An 18,825-nucleotide genomic window follows, 5' to 3' on the forward strand; every position below is an offset into this window, starting at 1 on the left:
TTAGTGAATATAATAACTACCACCATGAAAAAAATTCAGATCATTAAAAAAAAGGCAGCAATAAGCATTACGGCTGTGCTGACGGGTGCTGCCCTTCTCCTCTGCCCTGCAGCCGGCTATAGCCAAAGTTCGATAGATGATGATCTGGATTTGCCATGCGGCGGCGAAGATCCTTATGCAACAGAGTGCCCTGTAGATACCTGGACGTACGTGCTGGTTATAGCAGGTATATCATTTGGCACATATTCAATACACCACGCCAATAAGACAAGCGAAAGATAAACGGTATTTACAAAAAACGCTTTATAACGGTGAGTTTGTGGGTATAGCGCTTAAGTTCCTCGCTGTAAATACCCTCGTTGTCCAGCTTGTCAATTTTGACTTTGCCGGATGCGTGAATAATTTGGTTACCGTTTAATACAATACCAACGTGAACAATTTTGCCATTATCATTCTCAAAAAAAGCAAGGTCGCCAAGTTTGGCATGTGCAAGGCTGTCAACCAACTCACCCTGTAAGGCCTGTTGCGATGCATCCCTATCAATCTGTATACCTAACAATTTAAACACCACCTGGCTAAAGCCCGAGCAATCGATACCAAAATGCGTACGGCCACCCCAAAGATAAGGTGCGTTTAAATACGATTTTGCAATATTGGCGATATGGTCTTTATCCCCGATTTCTCCAATGATTTCAAACTTCTGATTGCCAATATAGCTGGTGGTTCCTTCTAAAAAGGCAAGCGAGCTGCCTGCGGCCAGGTATACAACGCTATTATCAGAAATTTTCCAGGCTTGGGTTACCGGGCGGTATGTTAAGGGCGGCGGCTCCTGCAGTAACCTTTTATAGGCCACATGGCCAAGCATAGCAAACTGCAACCTATCTACCCAGCCGGTGTAATTGTCGGCAGCTGTTTTTATTTGGGCCCACTTTTCGCGCCATTCAATTATTTCAAAGGCTTCCCCAAACAGCAGCTGCGATACCAGTTCGCTGCGATCGCTTGGTTCGGCCCGCATAGGTACAACTGCGAGGTTACAAATTCCGTATTCCATAACTTAGGTATGGCTTTTAAACGTTAAAACTTATGTTAAAGTTTCTGCAACAAAAAAGGGAGCACAAATATTGTACTCCCCTTTGGTTTACAGTAATGATTTATTAACCGTTAATGTGTAACCAATCTTTTTTGGCAAGCAGTTCTTCTTCGGTTTCGCGTACGTCCTCGTCATCTACACAGCAATCAACCGGGCAAACGGCAGCACATTGCGGCTCGTCATGAAAACCAACACACTCGGTACATTTATCAGGAACTATATAGTAAATATCATCAGATATCGCTGCCTGTGTTTCTTCGGCATTAAGCGTATTGCCATCGCCAAAATCAATTACACCGCGCAAACTTGTACCGTCAGAAAAACGCCAGCCCGCTCCCGCATCATAAATTGCATTGTTTGGGCATTCCGGTTCGCAGGCGCCGCAGTTAATGCATTCATCGGTAATTATAATCGCCATATTATTTAAATATTCTTATATTCTCAATTAACTTTGCCCTTTAACAGGGCTCGCAAATATAACAAAAAAAGGCTTCAGGGGTTTACCCCGATTACATATATATGTCAAAATTAGATATAACAAATACTATAAACACCTTCGCAATGCTTGGCAAACAGCTACGTACACCAAGTCAAGAGCTGATCAGCATCATCGAAACAGAGCGTCAGCATAACGCATGGTTCACGGCAGACAGTGTTTTAAATGCCATACTTGCAACCGGCGAAATGCTGAATGAAGCCGACCTTACAACATGGCTAAATAAGTACAGCTTTGTGAACGAAGGTGGCAAAAACGTTGGGCTGGTATTGGCTGGCAATATTCCTCTTGTAGGTTTTCATGATGTGCTAAGTGTGCTGGTATCAGGTAATTTTGCGCTTATAAAAGCATCAACGCAAGATTCAAGGCTGATAAGGCACGTACTGGAAATGCTGGTAAAAATTGATGGCACTTTTACCAACCGCTTTAAATTTGTTGAAAGGCTGGAAGGCTTTGATGCCATTATTGCTACCGGCAGCAACAACACATCGCGGTACTTCGAATACTATTTTGGTAAGGTACCGAACATTATCCGTAAAAACCGCAACAGCATTGCCGTGCTTACCGGAAATGAAACTGCCGAAGAACTGCATGAGCTTGGCCATGACATCTTCGATTATTTTGGTTTAGGATGCCGTAACGTATCTAAACTTTTGGTACCTGAAGGTTACAAATTTGACTTCCTATACGAGTCGATAGAGGATTACAAAACCATCATCCACCATCACAAATACAGCAATAATTACGACTACAATAAGTCCATATACCTCGTAAACCGCGACGATCATTTCGATAACGGCTTTTTGATGATTAAACGCGATAGTAAGCTTACGTCGCCCCTGTCTGTGGTATTTTATGATACCTACACCAGTTTGCAGGACGCTGAACAGCAACTTGCTGCGCAGGCCGACCAGTTGCAGTGCATTGTAAGCAACGCGCCTATTAATACTCAAAATCAATTGGTAAGTTTTGGTGAAAGCCAGCATCCTAAACTTTGGGATTATGCCGATGGGGTTGATACGATGGCCTTTTTGGTTGGGTTAAGTTAAAAGCATAAACACTAAGCTGAAAGCTTATTTAGGAAAAGCTAAAAGCTTTCGCCCAAAAAAAGTAAATTTGAAAACTAAAGCTTTAAGCCTTGTGCTTTTAGCCTTAAGCTTTAAACGATGTACATTATAAAAGTAAAAGGCGTTGCCAAGATACCCGACTATGTGCAGCTGCGAGATGATAAGTTTACGCTGCTGGCTTACTTCAGGGTAGACCGACCCGAAAAGTCGCTTGATAAGATTGGCCTTGGCGACAAGTACGATTACATAATGGGCGTTGTACAAGAACTACCCTTTGGTAAAATTTTAAAATTAGACCTGTAACACCATGATAGGAAATTCTATTATAAAACTAAATAACGTTGATGTATTTCAGCAAAAGCACCTGGTACTCTCAAACGTTAACCTGCATGTAGATAAAGGCGATTTTGTTTGGCTTATCGGCCAAACGGGTTCAGGAAAGAGCAGTTTACTTAAAATAATTTATGGCGATTTGCATATTGCCAGCGGTACGGGCGTAGCCTGCGGTTACGAGCTAAGCAAACTGGCCGGTAAAGACGTGCCATTTTTGCGCCGTAAGCTTGGTATCGTTTTTCAGGATTTTCAGTTACTTACAGATAGGTCTGTTGAACAAAACTTACAGTTTGTTATGCGTGCTACAGGCTGGACAGAAAAACAACAAATTGCCGACCGTATTTTGGATGTACTTGAAAAAGTTGGTCTTCGGTCTAAGCTGAAAAAGATGCCGCATGAGCTTTCAGGCGGCGAGCAGCAACGCGTGGTTATAGCCCGTGCCCTACTTAATAATCCAGAAATTATTTTGGCCGATGAGCCTACCGGCAACCTCGACCCTGAAACATCTGAGGAGATTGTTTTATTGCTTAAGCAAATAAGCCAGGGCGGTACGGCTGTACTGATAGCCACGCATGATTATCATATCATCCGCACGTTTCCGTCACGCATTATAAAATGCGAGAATGGCAAAGTGTTAGAAGATGTGCAGATAGCGTAGGGCTGTAGTTTAAAATCTCCGGTTTGCAGTTGGCCTCCACGGAACAAAATCGTGATAACTGCCAACTTTAAACTGCAATCTTTACCGACCAATTATGACTCCACTGACACCTTGTCGCATTTATTGCTATGGCAAGGAACTTGATTGGCGTTATACGCCATGAAATTTAATGACATGCTAAAGAAAAAAAAGAAGGAAAATTCAGAGATGGCTGATAATACTACTGACATAAACAACGAGAACGGACAGACTGACGGTTTGGAAGATAATCAGCCAACCGAGCAAGCTAACGATGCAGTCAATGCTGAGGAAAAACATAAAGAGGAGTTAACCGCAGCTAACGATAAATACCTAAGGTTATATGCCGAGTTTGACAACTTTCGCCGTCGCACCATAAAAGAGCGCGAGGAAGCACGCAAAACCGAAGGTAAAGATGTTATTGTAGCGCTGTTACCTGTATTGGATGATTTTGAGCGCGCATTACGAGCCATGGAAAATGCCACTGAAGTCAGTTCAGTTAAAGAAGGCGTTGCCCTTATCCAAAACAAGTTGAAAAATGTACTTGCGCAAAAAGGCCTTAAGGAAATGAAATCTATAGGCGAACCTTTTGATGCCGATTTACATGAAGCTATTACCAACGTGCCTGCGCCTGATGATATGAAAGGCAAAGTAATGGACGAAATGGAAAAAGGCTACGAGCTTAATGATAAAGTTATACGCTTTGCAAAAGTTATTGTAGGCGCATAATCATTAAAATAAACACCGATAAACCTCATTGCCCGATTGCTGTTTACGCACGGGCAATTGGTGGTTAATATCAAACATATTAACAACATTAATAACCGATGCGAATCGGTTTAAAATGATCCGAAGGAATTTAAATAATGGCTAAGAGAGATTATTACGATGTGCTTGGGGTAAGCCGTGGCGCGGATGCTGATGAGATAAAAAAGGCATATCGTAAAATGGCTATCAAGTATCACCCCGATAAGAACGAGGGTGACAAGGCAGCCGAAGAAAAGTTTAAAGAGGCAGCCGAGGCTTACGAGGTATTAAGCACGCCTGAAAAGCGCCAGCGCTATGACCAGTTTGGCCATGCCGCAAATGCTTCGTCGCCTAATGGTGGCGGCTATGGCGGCGGCAACATGAATATGGACGACATATTTAGCCAGTTTGGCGATATTTTCGGCGGTGGCGGCAGTCCTTTCGATGGTTTCTTTGGTGGTGGCCGTCAGGGTGGCGGTGGCCGCAGGGTTGCCCGTGGCAGTAACCTGCGCATTAAAGTAAGGCTAACACTTGAAGAAATTGCCAACGGTGCCGAAAAGAAAATAAAGGTAAACAAGCAGATTGTTTGTAAAACCTGCGATGGCACGGGGGCAAAAGATAAATCGTCTTTCCAAACCTGTAAAACTTGCGGTGGGCAAGGATCGGTACGCAGGGTTACCAATACTATATTGGGCCAGATGCAAACTACCAGCACGTGCCCTACCTGTAACGGCGAAGGCTCAACCATTACCTCGAAATGTAACGTATGCCACGGTGACGGTGTTGTTCGCGGTGAAGAAACCATAACTATCAATGTTCCTGCCGGTGTAAGTGAAGGCATGCAGCTTAGCATGAGCGGTAAAGGTAATGCGGCCCCACGCGGAGGCGTTCCCGGGGATTTGATCATCCTGATTGAAGAGATTCCTCACGAAACCTTAAAACGCGACGGCAACAATGTAATTTACGATTTGCATGTAAACTTTGTTGATGCCGCGTTGGGTACCAGCGTTGAAGTTCCTACCATTGATGGCAAGGCCAAAATCAAGATCGAGCCTGGCACACAGGGGGGTAAAATACTTCGCCTGAAAGGCAAAGGCGTACCGGAGGTAAATTCATACCACCGCGGCGACCAGCTTATTCACGTAAACATCTGGACACCAAAAGCCCTGAGCCGTGAAGAGCGCGAGATATTAGAGAAACTGCAAAGCTCTCCAAACTTTAAACCTAACCCCGGCAAAAACGAAAAAAGCTTTTTCGAACGGATGAAGGAGTATTTCGAGTAGTCTTGAGCTGAAAGCAGAAAGACTAAAGCTGAAAGCTAAACAACAAAGCCCTGGATTTTATAATCTGGGGCTTTGTTGTTTACTTCTTGATAGATCCTGTAACAAATAAACCGCTGCACCATCTAAACACCACAAAACCAACCTAACATGCTAAGTATTCGCAATATTGTGAAACAGTACGCCGGGCACAAGGCGTTGAGCGATGTAAGTTTAGAAGTTGAGCGCGGACAGGTTTATGGCCTGCTTGGGCCTAATGGTGCCGGCAAAACTTCCCTTATCCGCATTATCAATCAAATTACAGCACCCGATAGCGGCGAAGTTTACTTTGACGGGCAAAAGCTAAACCAAAGCCACATCGAACGTATTGGCTACCTGCCCGAAGAGCGCGGCCTTTACAAGAAAATGGAAATAGGCGAGCAAATGATTTACCTGGCCCGGCTTAAAGGCCTTAGCCGCGCAGATGCTACAGCCCGCCTCAAACACTGGTTTGCCAAACTTGAAATGGAAACCTGGTGGAAAAAAAAGATTGAGGAACTATCAAAAGGCATGCAGCAAAAGGCACAATTTGTGGCTACGGTGTTGCACGAGCCCGACCTGATCATTTTAGATGAGCCCTTTAGCGGTTTCGATCCGGTTAATGCGGAGATCATTAAGAACGAAATTCTAGAGCTAAATGAAAAAGGTGCCACCATCCTGTTCTCCACCCACCGCATGGAATCGGTTGAGGAATTGTGTGATGCTATTGCACTCATCAACAAATCCCATAAAATATTAGATGGTAAGGTTAAGGCTATTCGCCATTCATATACAAGTGAAACCTACCTGGTTGAATACACAGGCGCCAAGATCCACTTTTCAGATACCGCACCATTCAGCGTTTTAAGTGAAACCGAGGGCGACGACAACAGCCACAATATCAAACTTAAACTTCATCAGGGCAACTCGGCTAATGATGTTCTGCACTACCTGCTGCCGCAAACACGCATCAACATGTTGCAGGAAGTTATACCAAGCATGCACGAAATTTTCATTCAAAAAGTAAAGCAAACCGGCCATGAATAAAGTATTACTTATTATACAGCGCGAATACATTACCCGTGTACGCAAAAAGGCTTTCATCGTAATGATATTTGTAGTGCCTTTGCTGATATTGGGCATGGGAGCCGTTATAAAAATGGTAGCCAGCAATGCCGAGGAACCCGATAGCGCATCTGTTATTAAGGTAAAGGATGAAAGTGGCCTGTTTGCCGGTAAGCTTCATAACGGTAAAAAGATTCAGTTTTTGCCCACAACCCAATCATTGCCAGAGATAAAGAAAGAACTCATCAACGACGAGAATCTGCTGGCGCTTGTCATTCCTAAAAACTTCAATAGCAAAGATTCGATACAGATACTATCGAAGAAAAAGCCAGGTTTTGCCCTTACGGCCGGTATAGAAAAGCAAATGAATGCCATAGTTGTAAACGACGGTATGATTAAAAACCACATTGATACCGCAGTTCTCCACAGTATAAAAAGCGACATTTCGCTTAACGCAATTGAGGTAACCGAAAAGGGCGACAACAAATCTAACATCGGCGCCAACATTGCGGTTAGTATCGCATGCGCTATACTTATTTATCTTTCGCTGTTTATATATGGCGCCCAGGTAATGCGTGGCGTTATCGAAGAAAAAACAAGCCGCATTATAGAGGTCATCATTTCATCTGTGAAACCGTTTCAACTGATGCTTGGCAAAATCATTGGCGTAGGTTTAGTAGGCTTAACCCAGTTTGGTGCCTGGATAATCCTGTCAATCATATCCACCAAAATAGCCGGGCAAACCGTTGGCTCAACGCCTGGCGGTATGATGAACGCTCTTGCCGTTTTACAAACCATCCATTTCGGTAAGATACTGGTTTGCTTCCTGTTTTACTTCCTGACGGGCTACCTGCTTTACAGCGCCATATTTGCAGCCGTAGGCTCGGCGGTTGATAGCGAGACAGAAACCCAACAATTTATGTTTCCAATAACACTGCCACTGCTATTTACCTACATATTGTCGGTATCGGTGCTTTTCCAGGCGCCAAACAGCGCTTTAGCAGTATGGCTATCTATTATTCCCTTTACTGCACCGGTAGCCATGATGGTGCGTTTGCCATTTGATCCGCCTGTGTGGCAACTGGCGCTTTCTATGGTTTTAATGGTTGCCGGCTTTTTGTTCACCACTTATGTGGCAGCACGAATTTATCGTGTTGGCGTACTGATGTATGGCAAAAAGGCAAGCTTTAAAGAGCTGAGCAAATGGTTTTTCTATAAAGAGTAAGTTTAATAAAGTGTGTTGAAAATCCCTGCAAGCGTAAAGTTTACAGGGATTTTTTATTTTTACGGCAGATGCCTGATATACAAACAACGCAAACCGGCGGCCGCGTGGCCGTAATGGATCTTGGTACAAACACCTTCCACCTGCTTATTGCAGAGAACATTGCCGATACTTTTAACGAAATATTTAAACTAACTGAACCTGTTAAGCTTGGCGAGGGCGGTATTAACAAAGGCATGATACAGCCTGCCCCGTTTGGCCGTGGTATGGCGGCTATGCAAAAGTTTGAAGCGCTGATTGATGAATATGGAGTAACGAACGTAAAAGCAATAGCCACTTCGGCCATACGCAGCGCAAAGAACGGGCAGGACTTTATAGCCCGCGTAAAGCAGGCAACCGGTATCGAAATAACCACTATAAACGGCGCACAGGAAGCAACTTACATTTACCACGGCATAGCGGCAAGCGGCTGCCTAAGTGGCACCAACGCTTTGATTATGGATATTGGGGGCGGCAGTGTGGAGTTCATCATATGTAACGATGATGAGATACTCTGGAAGCAAAGCTTCGAAATGGGTGCGGCAAGGTTGATGGATAGGTTTCACCAGACCGACCCAATCCCTTTAGCTTCCATAAAAGCAATGACGGCGTACCTGAACGGGAAACTGGCCGATCTCTTTAAAGCTGCAATAAAGCATCGCCCGAAAGTATTAATTGGTTCATCGGGTGCATTTGAGAGTTTTGCTGAGGTGATTGAGTTAAGTAAAGGCCGAAATTTTGACCTGAAAACAACCAAATCATACGAGTTTGACACAGACGAATTGCTCGATCTGATTGAGATGCTTGCCAAATCAACTCATACCAAAAGGGAAGCCACAAAGGGCATAATACCGGTACGTGTTGATATGATTGTTACAGCCAGTTTGCTTACCATTTACATAATGCAAAAACTCGGCATAGCCGATGTGCTGATGTCAACCTATTCGTTAAAGGAAGGTGTGATGGCCGAAATGCTGGGTATATAAATATCCTGCTTAAGGGTGTGCAAGCAACTGGATGTTGATTATCGCAATCGCCTTTGCTCCAACTCGGCCCGGTAAACTTCATTAAGTTTAGGCGATGGGTTTACCAAAAGATATATCCTTACGCCACGTTCGCGCGCAAGCGGCGTAGTAATTTCGCCGACTTGTTTGTAGCTTTCTACTATCTTACTTAATCTGCGCTCAACGTTATCATCATCGTCTACATAAATAATGTAACGGCCGTTTAGGTCTGACGGTGCCCACAGGGCAAAGCTGCTGTTTAAAGAAATAATCTCGGGCAGGTTATACTTTCTGCGGAAATGGTTAACAGCCCCTGCTTCGCCATAGCTGTCTGTAAAAATTTGGGTTTGCTTCTTTTGCTCGGGTGTTAATTGGTGGTAAGCCGCGGCTACCTTCTGTGCCATTTCTTCCCATCCCAGCATGTCGGCATAATCTTGCGTAAGCGGGTGTTGCTTTTGGTCTTCCCAGCGTGTTAAAAAACTGATGAAAGGCATCCGGGTTTCCGCATTTTTTATAAACGTTACGGTGCGTTGTAAAGGCAGTATCGGCAGTACCAGGGGAAGCAGCAGTATGTTGGGCAGTACCAACAGTACAATTACAGCTACCCTTAATGCATACACCTTACGCTTAAAAAACTGCTCAAAAGCAAAACCACCGGCGGCAAACAGCATTGGGTATGCGCCAAAAAGGTAATAGCTTTTGCCACTCATTTTAAGAAGAAATAAAAAGATGAGGATATAGGCAATGGCAATAAACCTAAACCTTCGCAATTTGAAAGATATAAACAGGAATATAAAGCCGGTAAGCCAGATAACCAGCGCTGTACCGTTCACCATAATTTGCTGCATCACAAAATCGGCAGGCGATAAGTTATCGAGCTGCTGCTCCCGCAGTTCCTTCATATGGGTTAGCACAGGCAGGTGGTGCGCAAACTGCCATATAAGGTTCGGCAAGAATATAACGAAAGCCAGCAGAGCCGAGAACAAAATATGCTTATTAAACAATAACTTACGTTCGCGGCTTATCAATATGCCGATGATGAGCGAGCCGGTAAAAAACGCCATCGTATATTTGGTAAGCATCCCCAACCCTACTGCAGCACCCAGCCAGTACAGATATTTTACGTTTGCCGTATTTAAATATCTGCAAAACAACCAAACGGTAACTACCCACCACAATTGATCGAACACAACGGGTTGAAACAGGTATCCAGATGCTGCAAATGCCGGCGAAAATATCAGCGCCAGGCAGGCCAATGTGATGGCAAAGCGCTTGCCACCAAGCTCCACCACAATTTGGCCGGTAAGCCAAATAATAATACCGCTTGCAAGGGTAGTAAAAATACGGGAAGCAAATACCGAGTCGCCGAATACCGACAAGGAGATCTTAGCTAATAAAGATATAAAGGGTGGTACTTCCTTATACCCCCAATCCAGGTGATCGGCAAGTACAAGATGCAAAAACTCATCACGATGGAAACCAAAGTTACCTATGGCAAATAAGTTGATCAGGATTTTTAATGCAACAAATATCAATACAAAGGTTGAGTAGATTGACCTCCGGTTTTTATAAGACATCAGTTGTATTTATTGATTACAAGGTTTTTGAGCAGACAGCTTGGGTATAAAGCTATAAAAAAAAGCGAAAAGCCGAAAGTTTACACTCCCGGCTTTTCATAATGATAATCAAGCTGTTATTAAACGCGGGTAATATCTGCACCCAAAGCCTTAAGGCGGGCATCGATATTTTGGTAACCACGTTCAATTTGCTCGATGTTGTAAATAGTTGATTTGCCCTGTGCCGACAATGCAGCAATAAGCAGGGACACACCTGCGCGTATATCCGGCGATGTCATAGAGATACCACGTAGCTGCACTTGTTTGTCCAGACCGATAACAGTAGCGCGGTGCGGGTCGCACAGAATAATGTTTGCGCCCATATCCAAAAGCTTGTCAACAAAGAATAAGCGGCTCTCAAACATTTTTTGATGTATCAGCACAGATCCTTTTGCCTGTGTGGCAACAACCAGCACAATGCTCAGCAAATCCGGCGTAAAGCCAGGCCAAGGCGAATCGGCAACGGTAAGTAACGAGCCATCGATGAAGGTATCAATCTCGTAATGGTCTTGCGAAGGGATATAAATATCATCTCCCCTCAATTCGAGCTTTATACCCAAACGTTTAAATACGTCGGGTATCATACCAAGCTCCTTGTACTGCACATCCTTAATGGTGATTTCGGAACCGGTCATGGCAGCAAGGCCAATAAATGATCCTATCTCGATCATATCCGGCAACATGCGGTGCTCCGTACCATGCAGTTCATCAACCCCTTCGATAGTTAACAGGTTAGATGCAATACCGCTTATTTTAGCACCCATACGATTCAGCATTTTGCAAAGCTGCTGCAAATAAGGTTCGCAGGCTGCGTTGTAAATGGTAGTAGTACCTTTGGCTAATACCGCCGCCATTACAATATTTGCTGTACCGGTTACCGATGCTTCATCTAACAAGATGTAGGTACCCTGCAGGTTTGATGCATCCACATTGTAAAAACCGTTATCGGGATTGTAATCAAAGCGTGCGCCCAACTTTTCAAAACCCAGGAAGTGAGTATCCAAACGGCGGCGGCCAATTTTGTCGCCACCCGGTTTTGGGATAGATGCCTTGCCAAAGCGGGCCAACAATGGGCCCAATATCATAATAGAGCCGCGTAAACCGCCGCCCTTGGTTTTAAAAGCTTCAGAGTTAAAGAAATCCTGGTCGATATCTTTTGCCTCAAATGTGCAGGTATCACGCGATATACGGTTCACCTCAACACCCATATCGCCCAAAAGCTCAATCAGCTTATTAACATCCTGTATATCAGGAATGTTATTGATGGTCATTTTTTCGCCGGTAAGCAACACGGCTGATATAATTTGCAGAGCCTCATTTTTTGCCCCTTGCGGAATAATCTCGCCTTTAAGCTTTTTACCGCCCTGTATCTCGAATGCGTTTTTCATTGGTTAGTGTTTTTGTAATCCTTACACAATGGTCCATTGTCTATGGTTTTCCAAAAGTATAAATTCTCCTGTTAATTCAGCTTCAACTATTGCCTGTGGGCTGCCAGCTTAATACTTTTTAGCCCCGCCGTTGTTGCGGTTACGGTTATTTTGGTTGTTGTTATTACGGGCGTTGTTATTGTTGTTTTGCCTGCCACCGCCGCCGCCACGGTTGTTTTGATTGTTTTGCCTGCCGCGGTTATTGTTGTTATTATTTGGCGCAGGGCGAAACTCAACCCGGTTTAAATTGATGTTTTCCTCAAGCTTTAATTCGCCGCCCGACAGGTGTTGAAGGTCCGACAGGATGATCTCGTCGGCAACCGAATCTTTGTTCCATTGCACGTAAGCCATTTTCATGAAGTTCGCAATGGCCTGCACCATGTGGCGCTTGCGCTCGGGCTCTTCTATACTTTTCGCCTTTTGAATCATCATTTCGATGGTTTTACCATAATGCTTGTATCGAATGCGCTGGTTGGGGTACTTTAAAGGCTCCGGTTTAATGTGTATAGCGTCTTCTGAAGGTTTCGGGTAAGGCGAGTCGACATCAAGTTGGAAACCCGAGATGATGTGCAAGTGATCCCAAAGTTTATGCTTAAAGTCGGCTACATCACGCAGGTGTGGGTTCAGAAAACCCATCAGGTCTATCACTACCTGTGCATAGCGGTTACGCTCTTCTTTGGTTGGCAGTGCAACAATGTATTTAACCATGTTTTGCACATTGCGGCCATATTCTGTAAGTAAAAGTTTGCTCCTGGTAGAGTTATAATCGAAACCACCAGGCAAGTTGGTTAATGCCATGTATATTTTGGATAATAAAATTTGAAAAAAGTTATCCGGCACATGATCAGTCAGCTGGGCGCTAACCGGAGTGCTAGATTGAATGTTGCAGAACTACAAATATAATGTAAATGTATTATTGTACAAATGGTTAACCCATCGTTATTTTATTTGTTTTATTTTAGGCAAAGCTCATTTTATGAAAAACAAACCTATATTGATTACTTCTGTAGATATCTATCGCTTTAGCATCCCCATGGAGCCTTTTACAATTGCAACCGGCACCCTGGACCATGCACAGAATGTTTTTATAAGGGTACATACCAATGCGGGGCTTTACGGTGTGGGCGAATGCTCTGCCTTTCCGATGATTGTGGGCGAAACGCAGGATACCTGCCTGGCAATGGCCCGCGAGTTTGCCCGGTTGTGGAAAGGACAGAATGCCCTTGATATCCCGGCCCGGATGCAGCAACTACACAGTTTTACCGCAGGCAACACCACTATTAAAAGCGCCTTTGATATGGCTTTATATGACATTGCTGCGAAACATGCAGACCAGCCACTGTACAAATTTTTAGGAGGTGAACCACGCGAAGTTGAAAGTGATATCACCATTGGTATTGGCAAGCCCGCAGATATGGCCGCCAAGGCAGTTGAATTTAAAAATAATGGCGCCAATATCCTTAAAGTAAAGCTGGGTAAAGATGCACCCGAAGATGTGGAGCGAATTAAACAAATACGCGACGCCGTTGGGCCTGGCTTGAAAATACGTGTTGATGCTAACCAGGGCTGGACTTTTGACGATGCTGTTTTTGCATTGCAAGCTATTGGCCAATATGATATTGAATTTTGCGAGCAACCTATGCGCACTTGGTATGATGATAAACTGCCGGAACTAATGACACTATCTCCCGTTAAAATAATGGCCGACGAAAGCGTTTATAATCATCACGATGCTCGAAAGCAAATCGTGAGCAAATCGTGCCATTACATCAATATTAAAATGGCCAAATCCGGTGGTATATTAGAGGCAAAGCAAATTCATGATACGGCTGCCGCATATGACATACCTTGCATGATGGGTGGTATGCTGGAAAGCCGAATTGCGCTGAGTGCTAAACTACATTTTGTTTACGCCAGCCCGAACGTTAAGTTTTATGATATGGATACCTGCATGCTGGGCCACCTTGCCGACCCATGCATTGGCGGAGTAACTTATGACGGCTACAAATTAAACATCAGTGATAAAATCGGTATAGGTGCCGACGCAGATGAAGAATTTTTGGCAGGGTGTGAAAGGTGGGTGGTGTAGCCACTAACGTAAAAAGCGTCATTGCGAGGAAGCAATCTTCGACAAGCATTTAGCAAACTGTTCTATCGAAGATTGCTTCGCTGTTGCTCGCAATGACGCGTGGAGAGTAATATTTATTTACTTACTCAGCTCAGCAAAATACTTATGAAACAACGGTATAGTCTCGATGCCTTTGTAATAATTAAAGATATCGTATTTCTCGTTTGGCGAGTGCAGCGCATCGCTGTCAAGCCCAAAGCCCATCAATACGGTTTTAAGGCCAAGTTCAGCTTCAAAAAGGGCCACAATAGGGATACTACCTCCTCCGCGAGTTGGGATAGGATCTTTACCGAAAGCTTCGGCAATGGCCTTTTGTGCTGCTCTATAGGCAACACTGTCTGTTGGTGTCACCGCTGGCTCGCCGCCGTGGTGTGGGGTCACTTTTACCTTTACAGATGCCGGCGCAATTTTTAGAAAATGATCGGTAAACAATTTCGTAATTTCTTCTGATGTTTGGTTCGGCACCAAACGCATCGAAATTTTTGCATTGGCCTTTGACGGCAGTACTGTTTTTGCACCTTCGCCGATGTAACCTCCCCATATACCGTTAACCTCAAGCGTTGGGCGGGTGCCGGTACGCTCAAAAGTGCTGTATCCTTTTTCGCCCCAAAGCTCGGCTATGTCAAGGTCCTGCTTGTATTGGGTTTCATCATAAGGGGCAGAGTTTAAAGCGTCCTTTTCAGCTTGCGTCAACTCTACAACATCATCATAAAAGCCGGGAATAGTGATATGATTATTTTCATCATGCAGGGAAGCAATCATTTTTGCCAATATGGTAGCAGGGTTAGCTACTGCGCCACCATATACACCCGAGTGCAAATCACGGTTAGGGCCTGTAACCTCAACCTCCAGGTATGACAAGCCACGCAAACCCGTTTCTAACGACGGGTGCTCCATGCTGATCATCGATGTATCAGATATCAGTATCACATCGGCCTTCAGGCGTTCCTTATTTTCTTTTACGAAGGTGGCCAGGTTGGCAGAGCCTACTTCCTCCTCACCCTCAATCATAAACTTAATGTTGCATGGCAGGATATCGGTCTGCATCATCAGTTCAAAGGCCTTTACGTGCATGTAAAACTGGCCTTTATCGTCGCAAGCACCGCGGGCATATATCTTGCCATCACGTACTGTTGGCTCAAACGGCGGGGTTTTCCAAAGTTCCAATGGATCCGGTGGTTGCACATCATAGTGGCCGTATACAAGCACGGTAGGCTTGGAAGGGTCAATTATCTTTTCGCCGTAAACAATGGGGTAACCTGCTGTTTTGCAAACTTCAACGTTATCGGCTCCTGCTTCTGTTAACTTGCCGGCTACATAATCGGCCGTTTTTAAAACATCAGGGGCATATTTAGGGTCGGCACTTACTGATGGAAAGCGCAGCAGTTCAAATAACTCGTCGAGCAGGCGCTGCTTATTATCTTCTATATATTGCTTAATAAATTGCATAGGTTAAATAGTTTTAAGGCAAATATAAGGTTGTTGAAATGAAGCGTGCATTATTCAGCGTTTTTCTCGACTATTACCGCAGTGCCATAAGCTAAAACCTCGGTAATGCCCTGCATAATCTCGTTGGCATCGTAACGCATATTGATAATAGCATTGGCGCCCATAACGCGTGCATGTTGCACCAACAGCTGATAAGCTTCTTCGCGGGCGTTTTCGCATAGCTCAACATAAACAGAAAGCCTGCCGCCAAAAAGCGACTGGAAGCCACCTGCCATATTACCCAAAACACTGCGGCTGCGCACGGTAATACCCCGTACCACGCCAAGGTATTTAGTAACTTTGTAACCTTCTAAAGTATTGCTTGTAGTAATTAATGAAGTATCCATAGTGATGTGTTCTTATTGGTTTTGTTATAAAAGTAGGGTTTTATTTAATTTAGCCCCGTTAAGATTTTACAAATATGCGTATCACACTCATCGGATCGGGCAATGTGGCAACACATCTTGGGGCGGCTTTAAAAAACGCAGGCCACCGCATTGCACAGGTTTACAGCCCAACCATGCAAAATGCCGCCTTACTGGCTTACCATTTGGGTGCAGATGCTATAGATAATTTGCAGCAGATTGATACGGATACAGATATTTTCATCATTTCTGTTAAAGATGATGCCATCGCCAATGTGGCCGAGCAACTCGCAAAACACGATATATTGATGGCCCACACATCGGGCGCGGCAGTTTTACAACAGCTCACCGCTTTTACCGACAAGGCCGGCGTATTTTACCCGCTGCAAACTTTCAGCAAAACCAAAGAGGTAAACTTTTGGGATGTGCCTATGTGTATTGAAGGCGCAGACGAGTCCATTACCCAAAGCCTTGAGGCCCTTGCACGCGATGTTAGCAATAACATATACCGCGTAAGCTCGACTCAGCGCAAGGTGTTGCACCTGGCCGCTGTATTTGCCTGTAACTTTCCCAACTATCTATACGGAATAGCGCAACACCTATTGGCAGGTAGTGATATGAGTTTTGATATGCTGCGACCGCTTATAATTGAAACTGCCGATAAGATTAAAACAAACTTACCCGGCTCCGTACAAACCGGGCCGGCTGTGCGAAATGACGAGCAAACCATGGCTGCACATTTACAGATGCTTAGCGGGCAAAATAATTTGCAGGAGATATATGAGCTGCTAAGTCAGGGCATTATCAAAAACAAGGCAGCAGGTAACGCGGGATAAGTAATTTTGTTACTTTTGCCAAAATGAATATTTTTAATTTAAAGATCAACTTTGAAGAGGCCGACCATGAATCTGTGGTGCTGCCTATTGCCGAGGGAGAATCTGTGTTGGATGTTTGCCTTGAAAACGGCATTGAGTTGCAGCATAACTGCGGCGGCGTTTGCGGTTGCAGCACCTGCCACATTTATGTGAACAAGGGGATGGATAACATCCAGGAAATATCTGATAAGGAAGAAGACTTTATTGACAGGGCCATAAACCCGCGCATCACGTCACGCCTGGGTTGCCAGTGTGTAGTTATTGATGGCGACATTGAAGTTACCCTGCCGGATCAGTCGTCCTTTATGGGCCACTAATTTTTATTTGCACGTATTTTACGCTATCATATAACATGACAGACAACAAATTTGCTCTTCCGATACATTGGAACGATTACGAAGATATAGCTATGGAACTTTATGAAAAGTTTGGCGACGACTTCGACGAATCAAAAATATACCGCATACGCTTTACCGATTTATTGGAATGGGTGCTTACCCTGCCAAACTTTGCCGGCACCCGTGAGGAATCAAACGAAGGCCACCTGGAGCAAATACAATCGGCCTGGGTTTACGAATGGCGCGATAATCAATAGTTTTTGTTGTGCAAATTTCAAATGTGCGGATGTGCAGATGATTTACAGCCACTAATGACTAATTAACCGATCAAACCAATCAAATGGAAAGCTTCTTCAGCAAGTTAAAAGATATAACCACGTTTATTTTTGATGTTGACGGCGTACTTACCGATGGGTCGGTATTTGTTACCGAAGCCGGTGTGCAAAGCCGCGCCTTTAACATTAAAGATGGCTATGCTTTGCAGCTTGCGGTTAAAAGCGGTTACAATGTTGCAGCTATATCCGGCAGCCGCTCAAAAAGCGCTTTATTCCGCTTAAATAGCTTGGGCATTTACGACGTTTACCTGGGTACCAATACCAAGGTTGACAGACTTAAGCTATTTATGGAGGAGAAAAGCATCCATCCGTCAACTATACTCTACATGGCCGATGACATCCCTGATCTGGCTGCCATGCAAATGATTGGCCTGCCGGTTTGCCCCGCAGATGCCGCCGAAGAAATTAAAGCTATTTGCACTTATGTATCGCCAATACCCGGCGGTAGAGGTTGCGCGAGAGAGATCATTGAAAAAGTGATGAAGGTGCAGGGCACATGGCTTAACGAACAGGCTTACAGCTGGTAGCTCTTTAAGTTAAAAGTAGAAAGCCAAAAGTCAAAAATTGCAGAGCTGTTTATAGTTTTCGACAATGATCTATGAACCATCAACTATATACGATGAGTAATTTCCCAAAGATTATACTTGCATCCAAATCGCCGCGCAGGCAGGAACTTTTAAAGCTGATGGATATTGATTTCCGTGTGGTTTTAAAAGAGGTGGACGAATCGTACCCCGAGGGCTTAACTCCTGCGGAGATAGCAGTACATATCGCAGCAAAAAAAGCAGAAGCTTTCGACGAGGATGTTACAGATGAAGTTGTTTTAACGGCCGACACCATTGTAGCCGTTGACGGCTTAATATTAGGCAAGCCGGAATCTGCCGAACATGCTGTCGAAATGCTTAAGCGTCTTTCCGGCAAGGTTCATGAGGTTTACACCGGTGTTTGCCTGCTTTATAAAGGCAATTACAATAAATTTTATGACCGCTCCGAGGTTTTTTTCCGCCAGTTGACTGACGAAGAAATAACAAGATACGTTGAAGAGTATAAGCCATTTGATAAAGCGGGCTCATACGGCATACAGCAGCGCATTGGCCTTATCGGCATCGAGCGTATTAATGGCTCATACACCAATGTGGTAGGCCTGCCGACGGAGAAGGTATATCAGCAATTAAAGGCTTTAAAAGCATAGTCTCTTAAAGAATTTTTATAACAA

General features: G+C 44.3%; 22 protein-coding genes. 15 read left to right on the forward strand and 7 right to left on the reverse strand.

Annotation, left to right across the window (positions count from 1 at the left end):
- The first annotated feature begins 24 nt into the window (after positions 1-24).
- On the forward strand, positions 25-282 hold the full coding sequence (locus FPZ43_RS12280; RefSeq protein ID WP_146382214.1) for a hypothetical protein: 258 nt from the start codon (positions 25-27) through the stop codon (positions 280-282).
- A gap of 7 nt (positions 283-289) precedes the next feature.
- On the opposite strand, the gene FPZ43_RS12285 is transcribed toward FPZ43_RS12280, so the two are convergent.
- Together FPZ43_RS12285 and FPZ43_RS12290 are read right to left on the reverse strand one after the other, a co-directional pair.
- The gene (locus FPZ43_RS12285; protein WP_146382215.1) at positions 290-1,051 is read right to left on the reverse strand and encodes a C40 family peptidase; all 762 of its coding nucleotides are present in this window, start codon (positions 1,049-1,051) and stop codon (positions 290-292) included.
- Positions 1,052-1,154: 103 nt separating this feature from the next.
- Entirely contained in the window at positions 1,155-1,508 is a 354-nt protein-coding gene (locus tag FPZ43_RS12290) for a 4Fe-4S dicluster domain-containing protein (protein WP_146382216.1), read from the reverse strand.
- 101 nt (positions 1,509-1,609) lie between these two features.
- Between FPZ43_RS12290 and FPZ43_RS12295 the strand changes: the two genes are divergently transcribed.
- The 8 genes from FPZ43_RS12295 to FPZ43_RS12330 all read left to right on the forward strand — a co-directional run bounded on the left by FPZ43_RS12295 (position 1,610) and on the right by FPZ43_RS12330 (position 9,019).
- A complete protein-coding gene (locus FPZ43_RS12295) occupies positions 1,610-2,635 on the forward strand; it encodes an acyl-CoA reductase (RefSeq protein WP_146382217.1) in 1,026 nt (341 codons plus the stop codon).
- A 117-nt stretch (positions 2,636-2,752) separates the two neighbouring features.
- Positions 2,753-2,956 (forward strand): fructose-6-phosphate aldolase, encoded by a 204-nt coding sequence (locus FPZ43_RS12300; RefSeq protein ID WP_146382218.1) that lies wholly within the window; start codon positions 2,753-2,755, stop codon positions 2,954-2,956.
- 4 nt (positions 2,957-2,960) lie between these two features.
- Positions 2,961-3,644, forward strand: coding sequence for a cell division ATP-binding protein FtsE (locus tag FPZ43_RS12305; protein WP_146382219.1), 684 nt, complete (start codon positions 2,961-2,963; stop codon positions 3,642-3,644).
- Between the two features lie 159 nt (positions 3,645-3,803).
- Positions 3,804-4,391 (forward strand): nucleotide exchange factor GrpE, encoded by a 588-nt coding sequence (locus FPZ43_RS12310; RefSeq protein WP_261381081.1) that lies wholly within the window; start codon positions 3,804-3,806, stop codon positions 4,389-4,391.
- A 137-nt stretch (positions 4,392-4,528) separates the two neighbouring features.
- Positions 4,529-5,692 carry a molecular chaperone DnaJ gene (gene dnaJ, locus FPZ43_RS12315; RefSeq protein ID WP_146382220.1) on the forward strand — a complete coding sequence of 388 codons (1,164 nt, stop codon included), beginning with the start codon at positions 4,529-4,531 and terminating at the stop codon, positions 5,690-5,692.
- A 147-nt stretch (positions 5,693-5,839) separates the two neighbouring features.
- Positions 5,840-6,754: an ABC transporter ATP-binding protein gene (locus tag FPZ43_RS12320; protein WP_146382221.1), complete on the forward strand. Its 915-nt coding sequence runs from the start codon at positions 5,840-5,842 to the stop codon at positions 6,752-6,754.
- A complete protein-coding gene (locus FPZ43_RS12325) occupies positions 6,747-7,997 on the forward strand; it encodes an ABC transporter permease (RefSeq protein WP_146382222.1) in 1,251 nt (416 codons plus the stop codon). The genes FPZ43_RS12320 and FPZ43_RS12325 overlap by 8 nt, the downstream gene beginning before the upstream one ends.
- A 68-nt stretch (positions 7,998-8,065) precedes the next feature.
- The gene (locus FPZ43_RS12330; RefSeq protein WP_146382223.1) at positions 8,066-9,019 is read left to right on the forward strand and encodes a Ppx/GppA phosphatase family protein; all 954 of its coding nucleotides are present in this window, start codon (positions 8,066-8,068) and stop codon (positions 9,017-9,019) included.
- Positions 9,020-9,057: 38 nt separating this feature from the next.
- Here FPZ43_RS12330 and FPZ43_RS12335 read toward each other — a convergent pair whose 3' ends face one another.
- The 3 genes from FPZ43_RS12335 to FPZ43_RS12345 form a co-directional block, all read right to left on the reverse strand.
- Positions 9,058-10,614 carry an ArnT family glycosyltransferase gene (locus FPZ43_RS12335; protein WP_146382224.1) on the reverse strand — a complete coding sequence of 519 codons (1,557 nt, stop codon included), beginning with the start codon at positions 10,612-10,614 and terminating at the stop codon, positions 9,058-9,060.
- Between the two features lie 119 nt (positions 10,615-10,733).
- Positions 10,734-12,041, reverse strand: coding sequence for a UDP-N-acetylglucosamine 1-carboxyvinyltransferase (gene murA, locus FPZ43_RS12340; protein WP_146382225.1), 1,308 nt, complete (start codon positions 12,039-12,041; stop codon positions 10,734-10,736).
- Between the two features lie 108 nt (positions 12,042-12,149).
- On the reverse strand, positions 12,150-12,878 hold the full coding sequence (locus FPZ43_RS12345; RefSeq protein ID WP_146382226.1) for a DUF4290 domain-containing protein: 729 nt from the start codon (positions 12,876-12,878) through the stop codon (positions 12,150-12,152).
- A gap of 178 nt (positions 12,879-13,056) precedes the next feature.
- On the opposite strand from FPZ43_RS12345, the gene FPZ43_RS12350 reads away from it, so the two are divergent.
- Positions 13,057-14,169, forward strand: a complete 1,113-nt coding sequence (locus FPZ43_RS12350; RefSeq protein WP_391563977.1) for a mandelate racemase/muconate lactonizing enzyme family protein — start codon at positions 13,057-13,059, stop codon at positions 14,167-14,169.
- A 117-nt stretch (positions 14,170-14,286) separates the two neighbouring features.
- Here the strand turns inward: FPZ43_RS12350 and FPZ43_RS12355 are convergent, their stop codons facing one another.
- Positions 14,287-15,657, reverse strand: coding sequence for a dipeptidase (locus FPZ43_RS12355; RefSeq protein ID WP_146382227.1), 1,371 nt, complete (start codon positions 15,655-15,657; stop codon positions 14,287-14,289).
- A 50-nt stretch (positions 15,658-15,707) separates the two neighbouring features.
- The gene (locus tag FPZ43_RS12360) at positions 15,708-16,043 is read right to left on the reverse strand and encodes a YbjQ family protein (RefSeq protein WP_146382228.1); all 336 of its coding nucleotides are present in this window, start codon (positions 16,041-16,043) and stop codon (positions 15,708-15,710) included.
- A 74-nt stretch (positions 16,044-16,117) separates the two neighbouring features.
- Here FPZ43_RS12360 and FPZ43_RS12365 point away from each other — a divergent pair, with 74 nt between their 5' ends.
- The 5 genes from FPZ43_RS12365 to FPZ43_RS12385 all read left to right on the forward strand — a co-directional run bounded on the left by FPZ43_RS12365 (position 16,118) and on the right by FPZ43_RS12385 (position 18,801).
- On the forward strand, positions 16,118-16,897 hold the full coding sequence (locus FPZ43_RS12365; protein WP_146382229.1) for a Rossmann-like and DUF2520 domain-containing protein: 780 nt from the start codon (positions 16,118-16,120) through the stop codon (positions 16,895-16,897).
- Positions 16,898-16,920: 23 nt separating this feature from the next.
- Positions 16,921-17,253 (forward strand): 2Fe-2S iron-sulfur cluster-binding protein, encoded by a 333-nt coding sequence (locus FPZ43_RS12370; RefSeq protein WP_146382230.1) that lies wholly within the window; start codon positions 16,921-16,923, stop codon positions 17,251-17,253.
- Between the two features lie 35 nt (positions 17,254-17,288).
- Positions 17,289-17,531 (forward strand): Fe-S cluster assembly protein IscX, encoded by a 243-nt coding sequence (gene iscX / locus FPZ43_RS12375; protein ID WP_146382231.1) that lies wholly within the window; start codon positions 17,289-17,291, stop codon positions 17,529-17,531.
- Positions 17,532-17,614: 83 nt separating this feature from the next.
- Positions 17,615-18,136, forward strand: a complete 522-nt coding sequence (locus FPZ43_RS12380; protein ID WP_146382232.1) for a KdsC family phosphatase — start codon at positions 17,615-17,617, stop codon at positions 18,134-18,136.
- A gap of 92 nt (positions 18,137-18,228) precedes the next feature.
- Positions 18,229-18,801, forward strand: a complete 573-nt coding sequence (locus FPZ43_RS12385; protein WP_146382233.1) for a Maf family protein — start codon at positions 18,229-18,231, stop codon at positions 18,799-18,801.
- The last annotated feature ends 24 nt before the right edge of the window (positions 18,802-18,825 follow it).

Origin of the sequence: Mucilaginibacter pallidiroseus (assembly GCF_007846085.1) — a bacterium.
GTDB classification, from domain to species: Bacteria; Bacteroidota; Bacteroidia; order Sphingobacteriales; family Sphingobacteriaceae; genus Mucilaginibacter; species Mucilaginibacter pallidiroseus.